Consider the following 21911-nt stretch of genomic DNA (forward strand, 5'->3'; position numbering starts at 1 on the left):
CCTCACTTGCCCGAGCCGACCGGCAGCACCGCGGCTTCGCGCTGCCGCAGCAGCTCGTTCTGCTCGGCGTTGAACCGAGAATACTGGCGCTGCCATTCCGAGTGTTGCGTGACGGGCAGCACCTGCACGGCCGTGACCTTGTACTCGGGGCAGTTGGTGGCCCAGTCCGAGCTGTCGGTCGTGATCACGTTCGCGCCCGATTCGGGGAAGTGGAACGTGGTGTAGACCACGCCCGGCTGCATCCGGTCGGAAACCAGCGCGCGCAGCACGGTCTGCCCCGCGCGCGATTCGATGCCGACCCAATCGCCGGTGCCGATGCCGCGCTCCTCGGCATCGTGCGGATGAATCTCGAGGCGGTCCTCGTCATGCCAGCGGACATTCTCGGTGCGCCGCGTCTGCGCGCCGACGTTGTACTGCGAGAGGATGCGCCCGGTGGTCAGGATCAGCGGGTAGCGCGCGTTGACCTTCTCCGGCGACGCCACGAACTGCGTGATCACGAAGCGGCCCTTGCCGCGCACGAAGCTGTCGACGTGCATGGTCGGGGTGCCTTCCGGCGCGTCGTCGTTGCACGGCCACTGGATGCTGCCGAGCTGGTCGAGCTTCGCGTACGAGACGCCCGAGAAGGTCGGCGTGAGCGCGGCGATCTCGTCCATGATCTCGGACGGATGCGTGTAGTGCATTTCGTAGCCGAGCGCGCGCGCGAGCAGCAGCGTCACTTCCCAGTCCGCGTAGCCGGCGAGCGGCGGCATCACGCGGCGCACCCGCGAGATGCGGCGCTCCGCGTTGGTGAAGGTGCCGTCCTTCTCGAGGAAGGTCGAGCCCGGCAGCAGCACGTGCGCGTATTTCGCGGTCTCGTTGAGGAAGATGTCCTGCACCACGATGCATTCCATCGACGACAGCGCGGCCGCCACGTGCTGCGTGTTCGGGTCCGACTGCACGATGTCCTCGCCCTGGCAGTAGAGGCCCTTGAAGCTGCCGTCCAGCGCCGCGTCGAACATGTTCGGAATCCGCAGGCCCGGCTCGGGCTGCAGCGTCGCCGACCAGGCCGCCTCGAACTGCGCGCGCACCGTGGCGTCGCCGATGTGGCGGTAGCCGGGCAGCTCGTGCGGGAACGAGCCCATGTCGCACGAGCCCTGCACGTTGTTCTGGCCGCGCAGCGGATTGACGCCCACGCCCTCGCGGCCCACGTTGCCGGTGGCCATCGCGAGGTTGGCGATGCCCATCACCATCGTCGAGCCCTGCGCGTGCTCGGTCACGCCGAGCCCGTAGTAGATCGCCGCGTTGCCGCCCGTCGCGTAGAGCCGCGCGGCCCGACGCACCTGGTCGGCCGGTACGCCGGTGATGGCCTCGTTGGTTTCGGGCGAGTTCTCCTCGCGCGCGGCGAACTCGCGCCATTGCTCGAACGCGCGCGCCTCGCAGCGCTCGGCGATGTAGGCCTCGTCGAGCAGGCCTTCGGTGACGATCACATGCGCGAGCGAGTTGATCATGGCGACGTTGGTGCCCGGCCGCAGTTGCAGGTGGTGGACGGCCTTCACGTGCGCGCCGTCGACGATGTCGATGCGGCGCGGATCGATCACCACCAGCTTGGCGCCCTCGCGCACGCGCCGCTTCAGGCGCGAGCCGAACACCGGGTGGCCGTCGGTGGGGTTCGCGCCGATCACGACGATCACGTCGGACTTCGAGATCGAGGCGAAGGTCTGCGTGCCGGCCGATTCGCCGAGCGTCGTCTTGAGGCCATAGCCGGTCGGGGAGTGGCACACGCGTGCGCAGGTATCGACGTTGTTGTTGCCGAATGCGGCGCGTACCAGCTTCTGCACCAGGTAGGTTTCCTCGTTGGTGCAGCGCGACGAGGTGATGCCGCCGATCGAATCGCGGCCGTATTGCTGCTGCAGCTGGCGAAAGCGCGAGGCGGCGTAGCCGATCGCCTCGTCCCAGCTCACCTCGCGCCACGGGTCGGTGATCTTCTCGCGGATCATCGGCTTGGTGATGCGATCCTTGTGGGTTGCGTAGCCCCAGGCGAAGCGGCCCTTCACGCAGGCATGGCCCTCGTTGGCGAGGCCGTTCTTGTGCGGCGTCATGCGCACCACCTGCGAGCCCTTCATCTCGGCCTTGAACGAGCAGCCGACGCCGCAGTAGGCGCAGGTGGTGATGACCGAGTGCTCGGCCTGGCCGAGCAACGTGACGCTCTTCTCCTGCAGCGTCGCGGTGGGGCAGGCGGCCACGCAGGCCCCGCACGACACGCATTCCGATTCCATGAAGGTGCCGCTTTCGCCGGCCGCGACGCGCGATTCGAAGCCGCGCCCGGCGATCGTCAGCGCGAAGGTGCCCTGGGTTTCCTCGCAGGCGCGCACGCAGCGGTTGCAGACGATGCACTTCGACGGATCGTAGCTGAAGTACGGGTTCGATTCGTCCTTCTCCGCCTGCAGGTGGTTGTCGCCGCCGAAGCCGTAGCGCACCTCGCGCAGCCCCACCACGCCGGCCATGTCCTGCAGCTCGCAGTCGCCGTTGGCGGGGCAGGTCAGGCAGTCGAGCGGATGATCCGAGATGTAGAGCTCCATCACGTTGCGGCGCAGCTTCTGCAATCGGTCGCTCTGGGTGCGTACCTTCATGCCGGCTTCCACGGGCGTGGTGCAGGAGGCCGGCGTGCCGCGCCGCCCCTCGATCTCGACGAGGCAGAGCCGGCACGAGCCGAACGGCTCCAGCGAGTCGGTCGCGCAGAGCTTCGGCACGTTCACGCCGGCCTCGATCGAGGCGCGCATCACCGAGGTGCCGGCCGGCACCGTCACGGCCCGGCCGTCGATCTCGAGCGTGACCTCGCTATCCGAATGGCGGAACGGCGTGCCGTAGTCGGTTTCGTCGAACGGATCGCGGCGCGCCTGCGCGGCGCTCTTGCAGGCACAATTGCCGGAGCCGCAGCCCCCGGCTGGCGCGCTGCTGTCGAATGCTTGGGTGGACATCGTGGTCTCCTGTCAGGCCGCGGCTTTCGACGCCACGGGGGCACCGGCGAGGCCGAAATCTTCCGGAAAATGATCGAGCGCGGACAGCACCGGGTACGGCGTCATCCCGCCCATCGCGCAGAGCGAGCCGGCCATCATCGTGTCGCAGAGGTCGCGCAGCAGGTGGACCTGCTTCTCGGACGTGTCGCCGCCGCGGATTCGCGCGATGGTCTCGACGCCGCGCGTCGAGCCGATCCGGCATGGCGTGCATTTGCCGCACGATTCGAGGACACAGAACTGCATCGCATACTCGGCCAGCTCGGCCAGGTTCGAGGTGTCGTCGTGCAGCACGATGCCGCCGTGCCCGACCACCGCGCCGACGGCCGCATAGGCTTCATAGTCGAGCGGGATGTCCCACTGGCTCTCGGGCAGGTAGGTGCCGAGCGGGCCGCCCACCTGCGCGGCGCGTGCCGGGCGGCCGCTGGCCGTGCCGCCGCCGAACTCGAACAGCAGCTCGCGCAGCGTCACGCCGAACGCGAGCTCGACGAGGCCGCCCTGGCGGATGTTGCCGGCCAGCTGGAACGGCAGCGTGCCGCGCGAGCGACCCATGCCGTAGTCGCGATAGAACGCGGCGCCGCGCGCGAAGATGATCGGCGCGGTGGCCAGCGTAATCACGTTGTTGATCACGGTCGGCTGGCCGTGCAGGCCTTCGAGGGCCGGCAGCGGCGGCTTGGCGCGCACCACGCCGCGCTTGCCCTCGAGCGATTCGAGCAGCGCGGTTTCCTCGCCGCACACGTAGGCGCCGGCGCCTTTCGCCACTTCGAGTTCGAACCCGAGCCCCGAGCCGAGCACGCTCTCGCCGAGCCAGCCGGCCGCGCGCGCCCGCGCGATCGCCTCGTTCAGGGCCGCGATCGCATGCGGGTACTCGCTGCGCACATAGATATGGCCGCGCGTTGCGCCGGTCACCACGCCGGCGATGATCATCCCTTCGATCAGGCAATACGGATCGCTTTCCATGATCAGGCGATCCGAGAACGTGCCCGAATCCCCCTCGTCGGCATTGCAGACCACGTATTTCTGCGTGGCTTGCGCCTGGCGCACCGTACGCCATTTGATGCCGGCCGGGAACGCGGCGCCGCCGCGCCCGCGCAGGCCCGATTCGATCAGTTCCTCGCAGGCTGCGGCGCCGTCGAGCGTGAGCGCGCGCTTCAGGCCGTCGAGGCCGCCGTGCGCGAGATAGTCGTCGATCGACAGCGGGTCGGTGATGCCGATCCGCGCAAAGGTCAGGCGCTGCTGGCGCTTGAGCCAGGGCAGCTCGTCGACGAGGCCGACGCGCGACGGGTGCTCGCCGCCCTCGAGCCAGCCTGCGTCGAACAGCGCGCCGACGTCGTCAGCCGACAGGTTCGCGTAACCGATGCGGCCGGCCGGCGTGGTGATCTCGACGAGCGGCTCGAGCCACAGCAGGCCGCGCGAGCCATTGCGCACGAGGTCGATGGGCACGCCGCGCGCGGCGGCTTCGGCCGTGATCGCGCGGGCCAGCGCCTCGGCGCCGACCGCCAGCGCGGCCGAGTCGCGTGGCACATGGATGCGGACGGCGGACTGGCTCATACGGGCTCCTTCAGGTCGGCGGCGGTGTCGGCCACGGCTGCGGCGAGCAGCGCGTCGAAGCGCGCCGGGCTCAGGCGCGCATGCGGCTCGCCGTTGATCATCGCGGATGGCGACTGCGCGCAGAAGCCGAGGCAGTACACCGATTCGAGCGCGACGTCGCCGTTGTGCCCGGCGTCGATTCGGCAGCCGGTGCGCGCCTGCGCGTGCTCGACCAGCGCCTCGCCGCCGAGGCTGCGGCAGGCTTCGGCGCGGCACAGCTGGATCGTCACGCGCGCGGGCGGCGTGGTCCGGAAATGGTGGTAGTAGGTGAGCACGCCATGCACTTCGGCGCGTGACAGGTTCAGCGCTTTCGCGAGCGGCGGCACGCAGCCCTCGGGCACGTAGCCGGCTTCATCCTGAATGGCGTGCAGAATTGCCACGAGCGATCGGCCGGCGCGTACATGCCGCGAGACGAGCGCGTCCGCTGAAACGGGGGATGGGGACATCCTGAGCTCCTCCAGGTCTATATGCTCGGGGTTTCATATATCCCGGCATCGACGCTGTTGTTTGATCGAGTGCAGAAGACGATAAGCCGTTAGAATCCAGGTCGCAATAAGAAATGAGGTTGCATAAATGATTCGAGTCGAATGCGACGCACATCTGATCGTGCGCGACAGCGAAGGGCGCACGGCCAGCCTGTCGGACGTGGTGCCGCTGCTGGATCTGGTCGCGACGACGGGCAGTATCGCTCAGGCCGCCGAGGCCAAGGGCTTGTCCTACCGTCATGCCTGGGGCCTGCTGCGCGCGCTGGAAGCCTGCGTGGGCGGCGCGCTGATCGAGACCGCGCGCGGCAAGGGCACTTCGCTGTCCGAGCTCGGCGTGGCCGTGGTCGGTGCGCAGCGCCTGGTCGGCGAGCGCCTGGGCGGCAACCTGCGGGCCTTGGCCGCCGAGGTCGCGAGCGAACTGAACCGGCGCCTGATCCAGCATCCCGGCGCGCTGCGGATCCACGCCTCGCACGGCTATGCGGTCGCGGCGCTGGTGTCGGCGCTGGTCGACGGGCACGCGCAGGTGGACATCAAGTACCGCGAGAGCGTCGAGGCGGTTATGGCGCTCGCGCGCGGCGAGTGCGATCTGGCCGGCTTTCACCTGCCGCATGGCACGTTCCGCGAGAACTGCGCGCAGATCTACCGGCCGTGGCTCGACGACACGCGCCACGTGCTGATCCACCTGACGCGGCGCAAACAGGGCCTGTTCATCCCGCGCGGCAATCCGAAGGGCGTGGTGGGGCTCGCCGATCTGGCGCGCGACGACGTGCGCTTCGTCAATCGCCAGCCCGGCTCGGGCACGCGGATGCTGCTCGACCTGGCCCTGCGCGAGATCGGCATCGATCCCGAGGCGATCAACGGTTATGCCTCGGCCGAGCTGACGCATTCCGCGATCGCGGCCTTCGTGGCGAGCGGGATGGCGGATCTGGGCTTCGGCGTCGAGCCGGCCGCGCATCACTTCGGGCTGGCGTTCATTCCGGTGGTGGACGAGGACTACTATTTTGCCTGCGACCGCCACCGGCTCGGCGAGGCGCCGCTGGCCGGCGCGCTCACGCTGCTGCGCGGGACGCCGTATCGCGACACCGTCGCGCGGCTCGACGGCTACGATCCGGGCGCCTGCGGCACGCTGCTGTCGGTCGCCGACGGGCTGGCGGGGGCGACCGCGGCCTGACGCGGCGCGTTTGGCCGACCACGCTGCCGGGCCGCAACCAGATTCGGCTTGCGCGGCCCTGGCCATGCGGCCCAGGAAATGGCCGGTAACGCGGCGCGGGTGTCCAGATCGCTGCACGTGGCGGTCATTTGCGCTACGCTTTTCGCTCAGCCAACCTTACCTGCCACCGCGTCGCAAGCCGGTGCCCGACTTCATGAAACCCCTCGTCAATCTCGCCGCTGTCGCCATGACGGCCGGCCTGCTGTCCACGGTCGCCTCGGTCTCGTTCGCGCAGAATTCGCCCGGCGTGCCGGGCGGTATCCTGACCGATCAGTTCAAGTTCAACGAGCATCCGCAGATGCAGTTCGCCGCATCGGCACCGTCGAAGAAATACCAGACCGGCAGGCGCTCGGAGGCGCGCAGAAAGGGCGATCTGGGCGACCCGAACGGCTGCAACCTGCAGTGCCCGCAAGACCGGTAAGCGTTGGCCGCTAGCGGGCGGGCCCCTGGTTTCCCCTGCAGGGGCCGTGCCCGTGTCTTGCCCTCATGGCGCCGAGGCTCCCTCCACCGGCTCGCGTCTCCCGCGTGCGGCACGCCTGCCGCCTGATTCCGCCATAGCGATCCCGCGGCCGGTTCACGCCAGATGATCGTGTTCGTCGGCGAAGGCCTGAACGAGGAAATCGACGACGGTCCGTGTCGGCAGGTCCTTGCGGCCGTCGCGCCGCGTCAGCAGCCACAGTTCCCGGGGCGGCGGCGTCTGGCCGAGCGCGCAGGGCACGAGTGCCGCGTCGCAGCGGCCGATGAAGTTCAGCAGCAGCGCGACGCCGGCGCCGGCCCGCGCGGCAGCGGCCTGCGCGAGCTGGCTGCCGCCGCGGATGGCAACCCGCGCCTGCGGAAAATGCCGCGCGAGCCAGACCGCTTCGGGCAGATGCGCGTTGGCCTCGTCGAAGCCGACGAACACCGGCGCCTCGCCCGCCGCGAGCCGGCTGGCCCATTGCGGCGTCGCGTAGAACCCGTAGCCCGGCGTCGCCACCGATTTCGCGATCACGTCACCGTCGCCGGGGCGCCCGAAGCGTAGCGCGATGTCGGCCTCGCGGCGATCCAGGCTGACCGCGCGGAAGTCCGACGCCACGTCGATGTCGAGCGACGGATGCCGCGCGACAAGCGTCGCGAGCCGCGCGATCAGGAAGTGCTGCACCAGGCTGGGCGGCGCGTTGAGCCTGACCAGACCGCGTGGGCTGTCGTCGCGGCCGCCGCGGCTCAGCCGTTCGGCCGCCGTTTCCATCTCGCTCGCGCCTGCCAGCGCGCGGGTGCCGGCCGGCGTCAGCACGTAGCCGTCGGGACGGCGCTCGACCAGCCGCTCGCCGAGCGCGTGTTCGAGCGACTGGATTCGCCGCGAGATCGTGGCGTGCGAGACCGACAGCGCTCGGGCCGCCGCCGACAGGCTGCCGTGCCGTGCCAGCGCCACGAATACGCGCAGGTCCTCCCAGTCGAGAACTGTGCGAATTTGATCAGTCATTGTGTGAAATTGGGGAATTTTCGAACATTGCCGTGCAGCCTAGCATGAGGTCCTCGATAGCCAACCGGAACATTGCGATGACGATTTCGAACCTCTGCCTGACGCTGATCGGCGGCCCGACCGTATTGATCGAATTCGACGGCGTGCGACTACTGACCGATCCGACCTTCGACCCCCCCGGGCTTTACCAGGAAACGCCCGTGCGGTTTGAAAAGACCTCGGGGCCGGCCCTGCCGGTCGAGGCGATCGGCGCACTCGACGCGGTGCTGCTGAGCCACGACCACCATTTCGACAACCTCGATCACGCGGGCCGTGCGATGTTGCCCGGCGTGCCGACGGTGCTGACGACGCAGGCCGGGGCCGGGCGCCTCGGCGGCAATGCGCGCGGCCTCGCGCCGTTCGAGACCTGCACGCTCGACACGCGCGGCGGCCAGCGCCTGCTGGTGACGGCCACGCCGGCGCGCCACGGCCCGGTCGGCATCGAGCCGTATTCGGGCGACGTGGTCGGCTTCGCGCTCGGCATCGAACAGCCAGGCGACCTGCTCTACGTGACGGGCGACACGGTTTGGTATCACGGCACGGCCGAGGTGGCGGCGCGGTTCGCGCCGCGCGTGGTGGTGCTCTATACCGGTGCCGCGGAGCCGCGCGGACGTTTTCACATGACGATGGGCAGCGAGGACGCGCTCGAGGCGGCCAGCGCGTTCCCCGACGCCGCGCTGGTCGCGGTCCACAACGAAGGCTGGGCCCATTTGAAGGAAACGCATGCCCAGCTCGAGGACAGCTTCGCGAAGCTCGGGGCCGGCGGGCGGCTGACCGCGCTCGAACGCGGCCTGCCATTGCGGATCGAATGGTGACGCGCGTGAAGGACGACGGCAGCGCCGCGGCGCATGCGGCCGCCGCGGCCCGCGTGCCTCGTCCGTCACGGCCTCATGGCTTCACGGCCTCATGGCTTCAGGCAGCGCACCCAGTAGTTGCCTTCGTCGTCGACATCGACGCCTTGCAGTTCCGATTCGAACCCAGGGAACAGCCGGCTGAACCGCTCCATGGCGAGCAGGTAGTCGACGATGGCGTGCGCGTCGGGCGCGACGCGTTCGCCGGGCATGATGACCGGGATGCCTGGAGGGTAGGGCGTGACCATCACGCCGACGGTCCGCCCCACCATGTCGCGCACGCGTACCTTCTCGGTACCGTCGCTGATGAGCCGTTGATACGCCTCGCCCGGCGACATCACGGGCGAGGCCTTGGCGGTGCAGGCCGCGTCGGACAACTGCGTCATCTTCAGCTCGCGCTTGCTCTGGTGGATCGCTGCGCAGAGTTCGCGCAGCGTCATGTCGCGGTAGCGCGGCGACAGCGCGACGAGTTCGGGCAGCGCCGTGGCGAGGCTCGCGTCGGTGTCGTGCAGGCGCTTGAATTCGAGCAGCGATTCGATCAGCGTCCCCCACTTGCCTTGCGTCGAGCCGAGCGCATAGAGGATCAGGAGGTTGTAGTCGCCGTTGCGGGCCGGGATCGTACGGCGCGTGCCGAGAAAGCGCGAGACGATCGGCGCGGGAATGCCGAAATCCGTCTCGCGGCCGAGCGCGTCGATGCCGGGGCAGGTGATCGTCACCTTGATCGGATCGAGCATCGCGTAGCCGTCCTCGATCTCGCCGAAGCCGTGCCATGCCTCGTTGGCACGCAGCCACCAGCAGGTCGGATCGCGCTCGAGCGTGGCGTTGGGCACGTCGAGGAACGGCACGCGCTTGCCGTCCACCTGGACCTCGGTGGGCTGCCAGACGCCGAACCACCAGCCGTCGTCGCCCGATTGCGCGAGCTTGGCGGCCATCGTCAGCATCGTCTTGCGGAAGTCGACGGCATCGTTGATCGCGTCGCGCAGCAGCGCCTTGCCCGATTCGCCCTTCATCATCGAGGTGGCGACGTCGATCGACGCGATGATCGGGTAGAACGGCGAGGTCGTGCCATGCATCATGAACGACTGGTTGAACACGTCGTGATCGATCGGCGCGCGTTCGCTGTTGCGAATGTGGATCATCGAGGCCGACGAGAACGCCGCGAGCATCTTGTGCGTGGACTGCACCGCGATCAGCGTCGGCCGCTCGGGCAGGTCTTCCGGCACGCCCATTGCGTAGCGGCCCGCGTAGAGCGGATGGAATTTCGCGTAGGCATACCAGGCCTCGTCGAACTTGATGCGTGGCACCGATCCCGCCAGTTGGCGCGTGATGCGGTCGACGTCGTAGATCAGGCCGTCGTAGGTGGAGTTGGTCACCACCGCGTAGACCGGCGCCTTGCCGCGCGCCTCTCGATGCATCGGGCTCGTCGCGATCTCGTCGCGAATCGCCGCCGCCTCGAACTGCTCGGGCGGGATCAGCCCGATCAGCCCGTAGCCGTTGCGGGCCGGCTTGAAGTAGATCGGCCGCGCGCCCGTGATGGTGAGCTCGTGGTTCACCGACTTGTGGCAGTTGCGGTCGACCAGCACCATCTCGTCGGGCCGCAGCAACGCATGGCCGACGATCTGATTCGACTGCGAGGAGCCGCCGACCACGTAATAGGTGGCATCGGCACCGAAGGTGCGGGCCGCCTCGCGTTCCGATTCGCCGGGCACGCCGCGATGTTCGAGCCAGTTGCCGAGATCGGGCGTCGCGATGCCGATATCGGCGCGCATGATGTTTTCGCCGAAGAAGCGCAGGAACTCGCGGCCGACCGGATGCTTGAGGTAGGCCACCCCGCCCTGATGGCCGGGGCAGTCCCAGTAGTAGGGGCGGTCCTCGGCATACGACTTGAGCGCCTTGAAGTACGGCGGCAGCAGCGAATCCATGTACTGCTTCACGGCGAAATCGATGCGTCCGGCGATGAAGGTCGAGGTGTCCTGGCCCAGATGGACGTATTCGCGCACCTCGCCGAGGATGCCGATCGGCAGGTCGGTCATCACGGCGCGTTCGGCCGCGAGGATGATCGGCACGCCGGTGTTGTGGCGCCGGATTTCCTCGATCAGCGAGATGTAGTGCAGGCCGTCCTGCTCGCCGCCGCAGAGATCGGCGTCGATCACGATGCAGCCGAGCGTGCTTTCCGCCTCCTTCGTCAGCAGGCCCGGTTTCAGCGTCGTTTCGTGGAGGATCGAGTAGCCATAGCCGTCTTTCAGCAACCGGCCGATCTTTTGGACCTCCTCGGCGCCGGGCTTGCTCATCGATTCCTTGTCGAAACCGATGACGAGGATCGGGAAATGCTTGTTGTCGCGATGGTTCATGAAATTGCTCCGAAGTAACCTGCCGCGGCCTCGCCGGGCTGGTTCGTATTCCTTATAAAATGAATCCGGATGCGGGCATGCATGCCTGCATGTGATGCCTCAGGTGCGGGCCGCTTGGTTGCGGACCACGAGCGAGTACAGCGGAATCGTCACCATGATCAGCGCGGTGCCCCAGAAGATCGACCGGGAACCCGATCCGAGCAGCGCGAAGATGCTGTAGACCACGCCGATCAGGGCCAGCACGGCGTAGAGCTTGAAGGTCGGGCCGATGTTCATCTTCTTCGAGGCCATGATGATGGGCAGCGCCATCACCGCGTACATGTAGGGCAGCAGCGAGGCGAACACCGACATCAGGATGATCACCTGGAACTGGGCGGCCAGATCGGGCGAAGCCGTCAGCAGCAGCACGCCCGACATCAGCACGCCGGTGACGACGAGCCCCTTGACCGTCACGTCGTTGCGGTTGGTGTCGGCGAAGAAGCGCGGAAACAGGCCCCGTTCGGCCCCCGAGCGGGCCGATTCGCTCTGCAGGATCAGCCAGCCCGAAATCGAGCCGAGGCAGGCGATGACGCTGAGCGCGGAGACGATTTCGCCGGCGCGCGGACCGAACATGTAGCGTGCCGAATCGGCGAACGGCGCGGCCGACTTGATCAGCACTGCATGCGGGACGATACCCATGATGACCGTGCAGCTCGCCACGTAGCAGAACGCCGCGATCAGCAGGCCGATGACGGTGGCGCGCGGAACCGTATATTCGGGGCGTTCGACCTGGCCGGTCGACACCACGGCCGATTCGACGCCGAGAAACCCCCAGAGCGCGATCGAGGCTGCCGTGACGATCGCCGCGCCGCTACCGTGGGGCGTGCCGTTGTACACCTCCGTGAAGGTATGGGGGTTGAACCATCCCCAGCCGCCGAGCCCGACGCCGAGCACGACGATCAGCATGCAGGAGGCGGTAAACGACTGCGCCCGCCCGGCCACCTTGGCGCCGAAGCAGGACAGGCCGATGAACGCCCACAGAATGCCGATGGCCGTCAGGCTGCCGATCATCGGGTTCTTCATCTGCGGAAAGAAATAGCTCAGGTAGCCGACCCCCGCCACCAGCAGCGCCACGTTGCCGACCCAGGCGCTGATCCAGTAGCAGAACGTGGACTGGAAACCGATGAACGGCCCGAACGCGTCGCCGGCATAGGCGACGATGCCGCCTGCGCGCTGCTGAACCAGGTTGGTCTTGGCGAACACCAGCGCCAGCGCCATCACGCCGACGATCGTCAGTGCCCACCCCCACACCGAGATGTAGCCGACGTTGGCGAGGTTGGTGGGCAGGAGGAACACCCCGGAGCCCATCATGTTCGAGGCGGTGACGAGCGTCAGCGCAACGAGTCCCATCTTTTTGGTCGACATGACCTGTGCATTTCCCATTTTCCGCTCCATGAAAGTGAAGGACGCGCTTCACTATAAAGCTTGTATAGACAAGTCAAAGGAGCAAGGCGGTGGGGGATTGATACAACAATTGACATCAATCAGCGGAATTGTTCGATTATTTAACGATAGCGTGTGGCAGCCAGCGGGTCGTATTTTTCCCGGTGCATCGGGCGGTTACCGTCGCGCGCTTCGTATTGACGTACATCGTTTCCGCCCGCGCGGGACACTGACGCGCACCCCCCTTACGCTTTTCGTGCTCTCACTTTCATCGGGGTTTGACATGTCCCTTGCGATCGGCAATGTGAACGGCAGCGAAGGCATCGATGCGCCCGGCACCGCCCATTCGGCGCAGAGTCAACTGATCCAGTTGCTGCAGCAGATCGAGAACGCGATCCATCAGTTGCTCGCCCAGATGAGTGCCGACGGCAACAACAAGATCGGCGGCGGTGGCGCCGGCAGTGGTGGCGGTGGCAGCCCGGGCGGCGCGTTCCCGCAGCTCGCCGCGCAACCGGCGGGTGCGACGCCCGCAGCCTCGACGCTGGCCGCCGCGGCACCTGCGGGCGCCACCGCCGGTACTGCCGCGCCGGGCGCGGCCGGCCTCGGTGACAACGCGGGCGGCGTGGCGCAGGCGGCCGCGACGAGCGGCGTGAGCCCCGATTCGGTCAAGGTCGTGAATACCGGCACCGGCGACGACAAAACCTTCAACGTGACCAACAACACGAACCGCGAACAGTCGTTCACGTACTCGGTACAGGGGCAGAACAAGGGGACGATCACCCTGGAGCCGGGCCAGACCGGTTCGTTTACGGCCGGCTCGGGCGACATCGGGGTGCGGATCTCGCCGTCGGACGCGAGCGGCAACACGCACCCGGACGAGGTGCTTTACGAGGACGGTGGGGCCGACAACGGCCAGGCTTCGGGGGCGGGCAATCCCGACATCAGCAAGGTCGACGGGAACAAGGATTTCGGCGGTCGGGCGACCAACATGACGGTCACGATGTCGGACGGCCGCATGGCCGGCGACGGCGACGCGATCCACGCCTATCAGTACTCGACCGACGATGCGGCGTCGATGGGCCTGGCTGGCGACCCGAGCAAGACGGCGAACATCGTGCTGTCGGACGCGTAAGCACGCTCCACGCTCGGCGGTCGGCTTTCGGCACACCCTTCGCGGCAAATCCCGCGCGGTTTCGTTTTTCCGAGCACCGGCGCCCGTCCGGCGCGGCGCGGGCCTGCCTCGTGCGCGCCGCGCCGCGCGGTCGTGAAGCGGGTTGCCGCGATGGTGTAAAGTTGCGGGCGCCGAGCCCGGCCCGCGCCTGCCGAGGGCAGCATGTTCCAGCCGCCGGACTCGCCGGCGGCCGCGCTGGGCGGCACGACCACGAGGACAACCCCATGTACCAGAACGGCACCGCGACCGCGGCGCACGGCCGGACCGCGTGATGATTCGTTACACGCTCGACCCGGCCGAGGTCGAACTGTCGGCCATGCGCGCGCAGGGGGCGGGCGGCCAGAACGTCAACAAGGTGTCGAGTGCGATTCACTTGCGTTTCGACATCCGTGCGTCGTCGTTGCCGGACCTGCTTAAGGAGCGCCTGCTCGCGCTGTCCGACCAACGCATCACGCGCGAGGGCGTCGTCGTGCTCAAATCTCAGAAATACCGGACTCAGGAACAGAACCGCGTGGCCGCCCTGGCGCGGCTCGACGCCCTGATCGCGAGCGTCGCCGTAGTGCGGCGCTCGCGTGTGGCGACGCGCCCGACGCGTGCCTCGAAGGAGCGCCGGCTCGACGCGAAAAGCCGGCGTGGGGCGATCAAGGCGGGCAGGGGCAAGGTGGGCGATTGACACGGAAGCCGGGCGGCCCGTGGGTGGCCCGGGCAGTGCGCACCGCGATGCCTGGCTTGGACGATCCGCAGCCGCGGCTCAATCGACGATGATCGCGGGCAAGATAACGCCAGCTCACGACCTTGCCGATCGAATCATTCGCGATGCCGAAAGCATCTGCGATGAGCCGCAGGCGATTATGTTTTATCGCGCTGGCGCATTTTTGATTTTCGCTGGATGGGAAAGAAAAAGCGCCCGATGAAAATGACTTCAACGGGCTTCATTGACAGGCGCCGCTGGCCTTGCGGCGCTTGCAAAAAGGATCAGACTGCCAGCGTCAGATTCATCAGCGGCACCAGATTCCATTGCTGCGCCGGCGATCCGTTGAACTGATACAGCCAGACCGGATTGCCGTCGCTCAGGCCGCGCCCCTTGTTGTCGATGCAGAGCTGGTGGTTCGCGACGCTGAGGAGATAATTCGGCTTCGTGATCACGTCGTAGCGCTGGCCTGCCGCGGCAGGGTTGACGGGCGCCAGTACCAGCGGGACTTCTGGCGCGACGCGATCACCCTGCGGATCGAGCGCGAGCGTGCCGCCGCTCGAGTTAAGCGAGATCACGCCGGTATCGAAGTTGATGTCCCACAGCACGAAGCGATTCGGCGTACCTTGCTTGCGGACCACCACCGGGGAATTCGCAATCTGGTCGTTGACCCCCAGAACGTAGGTCGGATCCTGTTTGTATTGAATGACGTAAATGCCCATTTTTATACTCCTGATTCGTAGCGATTTTATGGGTGAAGCGTCGTCGGATCGACGCTGTCGGATCGAATCGACCCGGCGGAGGGAATCATAGTTCGAATACTTGGAGTGCTATATGGGTATTTCTCTGCGCGTAAATTTGTATTTAATAGGTGAATATTTTTTTAATATGTTTAAATCCCGGCGAACCCCGATCTCGAGATGGCGCCGGGGGGAGGCGGGAGCGGCATGGCTGCGGCCAACAAAAAACCCGCGAGGCTTGCGCCGTCGCGGGTGTCTTGTCGAAGCAGGTACTGCCTAGGTGTCGGGTGGTGGAGACGGCGGGAATCGAACCCGCGTCCAGAAGCGGTCCACGACCAGTTCTACATGTTTAGTTCTGTCTTTTGATTTAACCGCCACGTCGCGGACGAACACGCTGCGGGACGGCGATCCGCTAGGTTTTCGACCCTGCCGTCGCGGCGCCGGCAGGGCTTAACTGACGTATATGACCTCTGGCGGTATTGCTACCGGTCTTGCGACACTAGCCCGTCAGTGAACTAGGCAGAGGACGGCGGCCGTTAGGCTGCCAGTGCGAACGTATCGTCGTTTGCAGTTACGTTTTTCCCATTGATTAACGAGGTGACGGGTCCTCGACATGCCCTAGCCGCTTCGCAACCCCTGTCGAAACCAGGTCGCCCCCACGGATTGGTCATTATAGCGCAACATTGCGCAGCAGCTCGTGCAGCGCATCCGTGGTCGCGGCGAAGTGCTGGGCTTGCCACGTCTCGGGCGGCGCGCCGTCGCCGCAATAGCCGTAAGCGGCGGCGATCGTCGCCATGCCGGCTGCGGTGCCTGCCTGGATGTCGCGCAGATCGTCGCCGACATAGACGATGCGCTGCGGCGCGATGCCCATCTGCTCGGCCGCGTGCAGCAAGGGCGCCGGGTGCGGCTTCGAATGCGCGGTGGTGTCGCCGCAGACGACGGTGGCCGCGCGCGGAGCGAGGCCGAGCAGCGCGACGAGCGGCTCGGTCAGCCGCGTCGCCTTGTTGGTGACGATGCCCCAGCGCACGCCGCGCGCATCGAGCGCGTCGAGCAATTCGGCGATCCCGGGAAACAGTGTCGTTTTCACGCAGATCGCGGCGGCGTAGTTGGCGAGGAATTCCACGCGCATCGCCTCGTATTCGGGCGCGCCCGGTACGATGCCGAAGCCGCCGCCCAGCAGCCCGCGCGCGCCGGCCGAGGCGAGCGGACGCAGTGCGTCGAGCGGCGTTTCCGGCAGGCCGCGCTCGCGCTGCATCTGGTGGACGGCGCCGGCCAAATCGGGCGCTGTGTCGGCGAGCGTGCCGTCGAGGTCGAACAGCACCGCGTCGCAGGCGGCGAGGGGCGGCGCCGCGACGGCGGAGAGCGGGGCGAGGGAGGTGGACATGCGGGCGGCGATCCGGATCAGGCGTGGCGGCGGCAGGCGACGAGATAATTCACGTCGGTGTCGTTCGACAGCTCGAAGTGCTTCGTCAGCGGGTGATAGGTGATGCCGCGTATTTCCGCGATATGCAGGTCGGTGGCGCGAATGAAGCCGGCAAGCTCGGACGGGCGAATGAAGCGCGCGTAGTCGTGGGTGCCCTTAGGCAGCAACTGCGCGACGTACTCGGCACCGATCACGGCGAGCAGGTACGACTTCAGGTTGCGGTTCAGCGTCGAGAAAAACACCCAGCCGCCCGGTTTCACGAGCGCCGAGCAGGCGGCCACGATGTTGGCCGGCGATGGCACATGCTCGAGCATCTCCATGCAGGTGACGACGTCATAGCTGCCCGGCTCGCGTGCGGCGATCGCCTCGGCCGAGATCGCCTCGTAATCCACCGTCACGCCGCTTTCCAGGCTGTGCAGGTCGGCTACGCCGAGCGCCTCGGTCGACAGGTCGATGCCCTTGACCTGGGCACCAAGGCTTGCCATCGACTCCGACAGGATGCCGCCGCCGCAGCCGACGTCGAGCACGCGCTTGCCGGGCAGGTGCGCATGGGCGTCGATCCAGCCGAGACGGACCGGGTTCAGGTCGTGCAGCGGCTTGAACTCGGCGTTCGGATCCCACCACTTGTGGGCGAGATCGCTGAATTTCTGTAGTTCGTGCGGATCGGCGTTGGTCATGTCGGCAAGCGGAAAACGCGAAGATGGAGCGAGCCCCGAGTATATAAGCGGGCGGGATCGGCTGCCACCGGATGGCCGGCGCCGAAAAGAAAAAGCCCCGCCGAGGCGGGGCTTCAAGGCGGTAGTAACCCGTGAGGTTACTGCCGGCCCTTTTACTTCTGCACTTGCTGCGTGCCAACCACTTCCACTTCCACGCGACGATCCGGCGCGAGGCAGGCGATGAGTTGCTTGCGGTTCTTCTGGTTGCAGCCCGTCGTGACCGGATTGCGCTTGCCCTTGCCTTCCGTGTAGACCTTGCTCGACTCGACGCCCTTGCTGACCAGGTACGACTTGACGGCTTGCGCACGGCGCAGCGACAGACGGTCGTTGTACTTGTCCGAGCCGATGCGGTCGGTGTAGCCGGTAGCGACCACGACTTCCACGTTCATGCCCTGGATCTTGGCGGCCAGCTCGTCCAGCTTCTGCTTGCCCAGCGGCTTGAGCGTCGCCTTGTCGAAGTCGAACAGCGCGTCAGCCTGATACGTGATCTTCTGGCTCGTGATCGGCGGCGGAGCGACCGGAGCGACCGGCGTCGGCGCCGGTGCCTGCGCGACCAGCGCGCCGTCGCACTTCGCGTTTGCCGTTGCCGGCGTCCAGAACGCATCGCGCCAGCAAAGCTCGTTCGTGCCGTTCATCCACACGTATTCGCCCGTGCCATTCACCCAGTTGTCATTCACGGCTTGTCGCGATGCCGGCACCGACTGAGCCGAGGCGGATGCAGCCACAACTGCGGTAGCTGCAATGAACGCGAGCTTTGAAAATTTATTCATATTTCTCCTCTCGAAATTGAGATTACCGCAGGTTTACTGCGAGCTTGATGACGATGACAAGTCATACATTGCTCGGAGTATAACATTGGTGCGGCACAAAAAACGCGGCACCGCTCCCGGAGAGCAGCGGCTGAATTTCAGTGCTTCGGCATTTTGCCATATCGTTCCCTTCCCACGAAAAAAAATCCTCCCCACCCCAAGAACGCTGCGGCGATTGTGGTTCCAGTGCAACAAGCGCTTGCAGGATGTTTGCGGGAATGTCAAGGGAATCCTGTCCGTCCGACTTGCTTTTGACACAATCGCGCGTCGGATGCGGGCAAGCGCGGCGCGCACCATCGGTGCCCGACGGCTGCGGGGAGGGGCAGCATGGTGGCGAATTCGGGGAGGGCGCGGGAGGCGGCGCGTCGGGGGGGGGGCGATGCCGTGTCGATGCCGGCTCGAAACCGGGCGGACCGCGCCGCCCGGCCGCCGGTGCGATGCTGCGGCCAAGCCGGTGCGATGCTGCGGCCAATTTTCGCTCTATCTATATAGAGGGGGTCGAGGGCGTCGGCGCGGTTTTGCCGCATGATAGAATCGCACGTTGCGTCGTGACCACGGCGCTCACGCGAAAGGCGGTCCCGTCTTCGCTCCGAAACGACACGGATACATGGATCAATTCGCCAAAGAGACCCTGCCCATCTCCCTAGAGGAGGAAATGCGCCGTTCGTATCTCGATTACGCGATGAGCGTGATCGTCGGACGTGCCCTCCCGGATGTCCGCGACGGCCTGAAGCCCGTGCACCGGCGCGTGCTGTTCGCGATGCACGAACTGAACAACGACTGGAACCGGGCGTACAAGAAGTCGGCGCGTATCGTCGGCGACGTGATCGGTAAATACCATCCGCACGGCGACAGCGCGGTCTACGACACGATCGTCCGGATGGCGCAGGACTTCTCGCTGCGCTACATGCTGGTCGACGGTCAGGGCAACTTCGGTTCGGTCGATGGCGACAATGCCGCCGCGATGCGTTACACCGAAATCCGCATGGCGAAGATCGGCCACGAGCTGCTGGCCGACATCGACAAGGAAACGGTCGATTTCGGGCCCAACTACGACGGCAGCGAGAGCGAGCCGACGATCCTCCCGGCGCGGATTCCGAACCTGCTGATCAACGGCTCGTCGGGGATCGCGGTCGGGATGGCGACCAACATCCCGCCGCACAACCTGTCGGAAGTCGTCGACGCCTGCCACCATCTGCTCGCGAATCCGGAGGCGACGGTCGACGAACTGATCGAGATCATCCCGGCGCCCGATTTCCCGACAGCCGGCATCATCTACGGCGTGGCTGGCGTGCGCGACGGCTACCGCACCGGGCGCGGGCGGGTCGTGATGCGCGCGGCCACCCACTTCGAGGAAATCGATCGCGGCCAGCGCATGGCGATCATCGTCGACGAGCTGCCCTATCAGGTGAACAAGCGCTCGCTGCTCGAGCGCATCGCCGAGCTCGTGAACGAGAAGAAGCTCGAGGGCATCTCCGACATCCGCGACGAGTCCGACAAGAGCGGCATGCGCGTCGTGATCGAGCTCAAGCGCGGCGAGGTACCCGAGGTCGTGCTGAACAACCTCTACAAGTCCACGCAGCTGCAGGACACGTTCGGCATGAACATGGTCGCGCTCGTCGACGGCCAGCCGAAGCTGCTGAACCTGAAGGAGATGCTGGTCTGCTTCCTCGCGCATCGGCGCGAGGTGCTGACGCGGCGCACGATCTACGAACTGCGCAAGGCGCGCGAGCGCGGCCACGTGCTCGAGGGTCTGGCCGTCGCCCTTGCCAATATCGACGAGTTCATCGAGATCATCAAGGCCGCGCCGACGCCGCCGATCGCGCGTCAGGCGCTGATGGCGAAGTCGTGGGATTCTTCGCTGGTGCGCGAGATGCTCACGCGCGCAGAGACCGAGAACGCGGCGGCGGGCGGCCGCGAGGCGTATCGCCCGGAAGGCCTGAATGCGGCGTTCGGGATGCAGGCCGACGGCCAGTACAACCTGTCCGAGACGCAGGCCCAGGAAATCCTGCAGATGCGTCTGCAGCGCCTGACCGGCCTCGAACAGGACAAGATCATCGGCGAGTACCGCGAGGTGATGGCGCAGATCGCCGACCTGCTCGACATCCTCGCGCGTCCGGAGCGCATCACGACCATCATTACCGAGGAACTGACGGCGGTGAAGGCCGAGTTCGGCGACGCGCGCCGCTCGAAGATCGAGCTGAACGCGACCGAGCTGAACACGGAGGACCTGATCACGCCGCAGGACATGGTCGTGACCATGTCGCATGCCGGTTACGTGAAGTCGCAGCCGCTGTCCGAATACCGCGCGCAAAAGCGCGGCGGGCGCGGCAAGCAGGCCACCCAGATGAAGGAAGACGACTGGATCGAGACGCTCTTCATCGCCAACACGCACGACTACATCCTCTGTTTCTCGAACCGCGGCCGCGTGTACTGGGTCAAGGTCTACGAGGTGCCGCAGGGCTCGCGCAACTCGCGCGGCCGGCCGATCGTCAACATGTTCCCGCTGCAGGAAGGCGAGAAGATCAACGTCGTGCTGCCGGTGCGCGAGTTCTCGGCCGACAAGTACGTCTTCATGGCGACCTCCCTCGGCACCGTGAAGAAGACGCCGCTCGAAGCCTTCAGCCGCCCGATGAAGAAGGGCATCATCGCGGTCGGCCTCGATGACGGCGACTTCCTGATCGGCGCGTCGATCACCGACGGCGAGCACGACGTGATGCTGTTCTCCGATTCGGGCAAGGCGGTGCGCTTCGACGAGAACGACGTGCGCCCGATGGGGCGCGAGGCGCGCGGCGTGCGCGGCATGCAGCTCGAGGACGGCCAGCAGGTCATCGCGATGCTGGTGGCGGGCGGCGAGGAGCAGTCGGTGCTGACCGCGACCGAGAACGGGTACGGCAAGCGCACGCCGATCACGGAATACACGCGTCACGGTCGCGGCACGAAGGGGATGATCGCGATCCAGACGTCGGAGCGCAACGGCCGCGTGGTGGCCGCCACGCTCGTCGATCCCGAGGATCAGATCATGTTGATCACGACGGCGGGCGTGCTGATCCGCACGCGCGTGTCGGAGATCCGCGAAATGGGCCGGGCGACGCAAGGTGTTACACTCATCAGTCTCGATGAGGGCACCAAGCTTTCGGGCCTGCAGCAGATCGCGGAGGCGGACGCGGACAGCGATGTCGACGCCGACGACGTACCGGAGGGCGGCGACGCCTGACCGGGCGGCGGCTGCCGGCCGCCGGGCGGGAACCGCTGAAGCGGTCGCGCCCGGCGGTGCAACAATCGTTCATATTTCCATGAGGGAGTGATGATGCAAAAGCAATTCAAGCAACTGGTGCTGCTGGCAGCCATCGTGCCGACTTTCGCGCTGGCGCAGTCGCTGTCGAATCAGGCACCGGCTGCTTCGGCCGCTGCGGCGCCGATCGATGCGGACAAGAAGGCGGCGATCACCGACCTGCTGAACGCCATCGACGCACCGAAGCTGGTTGGCGCGATCGCGAACAGCGCGGAAATGCAGTCGAAGCAGCTGGTTCCGGCGATCCTGTCGGACGCGCTGTCGGAAAACAAGACGCTGACCGACGCGCAGAAGCAGGCGGCCGTGCCGACGCTGCAGAAGAACGCGGTGCAGAAGCTGGTTGACGGGGCGGGCAAGGTGTTCGATACGCAAGGCTTCAAGAACGACGCGATGCAGGCTCAGTACGAAGCCTACGCGAAGTATTACAGCACGTCGGAGATCAAGGATCTGACGACGTTCTACAAGAGCCCGACGGGCCGCAAGTTCATCCAGGTGCAGGATCAGGTCGGCCGCGACGTCGTGAACGGCCTGATGCAGAAGTACATGCCGCAAGCGATCCAGGCGACCCGCGCCCAGGCCGACAAGGAAGTCGCGGCCATCAAGCCCGGTAAGTAAGCACGCGTCTGCCCCACGCCGGTGCAGTCCGGCGGTTTGGCGGGGCGGGGC

The 21911-nt window shown here is 66.6% G+C and carries 18 protein-coding genes and 1 other RNA gene; 8 read left to right on the plus strand and 11 right to left on the minus strand.

Translation table 11 applies throughout. The features are described 5' to 3' along the window. Nucleotides 1-2: 2 nt before the first annotated feature. From fdhF to KS03_RS21420, 3 genes are read right to left on the minus strand one after another with little or no spacing between them, the layout of a single operon-like run. A complete protein-coding gene (gene fdhF, locus KS03_RS21410; RefSeq protein WP_012734929.1) occupies nucleotides 3-2957 on the minus strand; it encodes a formate dehydrogenase subunit alpha in 2955 nt (984 codons plus the stop codon). Between the two features lie 12 nt (nucleotides 2958-2969). After that, nucleotides 2970-4544: a formate dehydrogenase beta subunit gene (locus KS03_RS21415; protein ID WP_012734930.1), complete on the minus strand. Its 1575-nt coding sequence runs from the start codon at nucleotides 4542-4544 to the stop codon at nucleotides 2970-2972. Further along, a complete protein-coding gene (locus KS03_RS21420; RefSeq protein ID WP_012734931.1) occupies nucleotides 4541-5029 on the minus strand; it encodes an NAD(P)H-dependent oxidoreductase subunit E in 489 nt (162 codons plus the stop codon). The genes KS03_RS21415 and KS03_RS21420 overlap by 4 nt, the downstream gene beginning before the upstream one ends. Before the next feature lie 127 nt (nucleotides 5030-5156). On the opposite strand from KS03_RS21420, the gene KS03_RS21425 reads away from it, so the two are divergent. Together KS03_RS21425 and KS03_RS21430 are read left to right on the plus strand one after the other, a co-directional pair. Next, nucleotides 5157-6239: a substrate-binding domain-containing protein gene (locus tag KS03_RS21425; RefSeq protein ID WP_012734932.1), complete on the plus strand. Its 1083-nt coding sequence runs from the start codon at nucleotides 5157-5159 to the stop codon at nucleotides 6237-6239. Nucleotides 6240-6432: 193 nt separating this feature from the next. Continuing rightward, nucleotides 6433-6699, plus strand: coding sequence for a hypothetical protein (locus tag KS03_RS21430; RefSeq protein ID WP_012734933.1), 267 nt, complete (start codon nucleotides 6433-6435; stop codon nucleotides 6697-6699). Nucleotides 6700-6852: 153 nt separating this feature from the next. Here the strand turns inward: KS03_RS21430 and KS03_RS21435 are convergent, their stop codons facing one another. Continuing rightward, nucleotides 6853-7737 (minus strand): LysR family transcriptional regulator, encoded by an 885-nt coding sequence (locus tag KS03_RS21435; protein ID WP_012734934.1) that lies wholly within the window; start codon nucleotides 7735-7737, stop codon nucleotides 6853-6855. Nucleotides 7738-7814: 77 nt separating this feature from the next. On the opposite strand from KS03_RS21435, the gene KS03_RS21440 reads away from it, so the two are divergent. Beyond that, complete coding sequence (locus KS03_RS21440) at nucleotides 7815-8591, plus strand: MBL fold metallo-hydrolase (RefSeq protein WP_012734935.1); 777 nt, start codon at nucleotides 7815-7817, stop codon at nucleotides 8589-8591. 89 nt (nucleotides 8592-8680) lie between these two features. On the opposite strand, the gene KS03_RS21445 is transcribed toward KS03_RS21440, so the two are convergent. After that, nucleotides 8681-10978 (minus strand): Orn/Lys/Arg family decarboxylase, encoded by a 2298-nt coding sequence (locus tag KS03_RS21445; RefSeq protein WP_012734936.1) that lies wholly within the window; start codon nucleotides 10976-10978, stop codon nucleotides 8681-8683. Nucleotides 10979-11077: 99 nt separating this feature from the next. Next, nucleotides 11078-12382: an amino acid permease gene (locus tag KS03_RS21450; protein WP_012734937.1), complete on the minus strand. Its 1305-nt coding sequence runs from the start codon at nucleotides 12380-12382 to the stop codon at nucleotides 11078-11080. On the opposite strand from KS03_RS21450, the gene KS03_RS21455 reads away from it, so the two are divergent. The 3 genes from KS03_RS21455 to KS03_RS32080 all read left to right on the plus strand — a co-directional run bounded on the left by KS03_RS21455 (nucleotide 12327) and on the right by KS03_RS32080 (nucleotide 14485). After that, nucleotides 12327-13532 (plus strand): hypothetical protein, encoded by a 1206-nt coding sequence (locus tag KS03_RS21455; protein ID WP_127913968.1) that lies wholly within the window; start codon nucleotides 12327-12329, stop codon nucleotides 13530-13532. The genes KS03_RS21450 and KS03_RS21455 overlap by 56 nt on opposite strands. Before the next feature lie 307 nt (nucleotides 13533-13839). Beyond that, nucleotides 13840-14244 (plus strand): alternative ribosome rescue aminoacyl-tRNA hydrolase ArfB, encoded by a 405-nt coding sequence (gene arfB, locus KS03_RS21460; RefSeq protein ID WP_012734938.1) that lies wholly within the window; start codon nucleotides 13840-13842, stop codon nucleotides 14242-14244. An 88-nt stretch (nucleotides 14245-14332) separates the two neighbouring features. Then, nucleotides 14333-14485, plus strand: coding sequence for a hypothetical protein (locus tag KS03_RS32080; RefSeq protein WP_153477928.1), 153 nt, complete (start codon nucleotides 14333-14335; stop codon nucleotides 14483-14485). A gap of 61 nt (nucleotides 14486-14546) precedes the next feature. On the opposite strand, the gene KS03_RS21465 is transcribed toward KS03_RS32080, so the two are convergent. From KS03_RS21465 to ompA, 5 genes are all read right to left on the minus strand, one after another. After that, nucleotides 14547-14984, minus strand: a complete 438-nt coding sequence (locus tag KS03_RS21465) for an RICIN domain-containing protein (protein ID WP_012734939.1) — start codon at nucleotides 14982-14984, stop codon at nucleotides 14547-14549. Nucleotides 14985-15290: 306 nt separating this feature from the next. After that, nucleotides 15291-15660, minus strand: a transfer-messenger RNA (tmRNA) gene (gene ssrA / locus KS03_RS30315). Nucleotides 15661-15672: 12 nt separating this feature from the next. Beyond that, the gene (gph, locus tag KS03_RS21470) at nucleotides 15673-16386 is read right to left on the minus strand and encodes a phosphoglycolate phosphatase (RefSeq protein ID WP_012734940.1); all 714 of its coding nucleotides are present in this window, start codon (nucleotides 16384-16386) and stop codon (nucleotides 15673-15675) included. A gap of 17 nt (nucleotides 16387-16403) precedes the next feature. Next, complete coding sequence (gene ubiG / locus KS03_RS21475) at nucleotides 16404-17102, minus strand: bifunctional 2-polyprenyl-6-hydroxyphenol methylase/3-demethylubiquinol 3-O-methyltransferase UbiG (RefSeq protein WP_012734941.1); 699 nt, start codon at nucleotides 17100-17102, stop codon at nucleotides 16404-16406. A 152-nt stretch (nucleotides 17103-17254) separates the two neighbouring features. Next, nucleotides 17255-17911, minus strand: a complete 657-nt coding sequence (gene ompA / locus KS03_RS21480; protein WP_012734942.1) for an outer membrane protein OmpA — start codon at nucleotides 17909-17911, stop codon at nucleotides 17255-17257. Between the two features lie 646 nt (nucleotides 17912-18557). Between ompA and gyrA the strand changes: the two genes are divergently transcribed. Next, the gene (gyrA, locus tag KS03_RS21485; RefSeq protein WP_012734944.1) at nucleotides 18558-21167 is read left to right on the plus strand and encodes a DNA gyrase subunit A; all 2610 of its coding nucleotides are present in this window, start codon (nucleotides 18558-18560) and stop codon (nucleotides 21165-21167) included. Between the two features lie 93 nt (nucleotides 21168-21260). Next, entirely contained in the window at nucleotides 21261-21860 is a 600-nt protein-coding gene (locus KS03_RS21490) for a DUF2059 domain-containing protein (RefSeq protein WP_026051649.1), read from the plus strand. Nucleotides 21861-21911 lie beyond the last annotated feature (51 nt).

It is taken from the genome of Burkholderia glumae LMG 2196 = ATCC 33617 (genome assembly GCF_000960995.1).
Taxonomy (GTDB): domain Bacteria; phylum Pseudomonadota; class Gammaproteobacteria; order Burkholderiales; family Burkholderiaceae; genus Burkholderia; species Burkholderia glumae.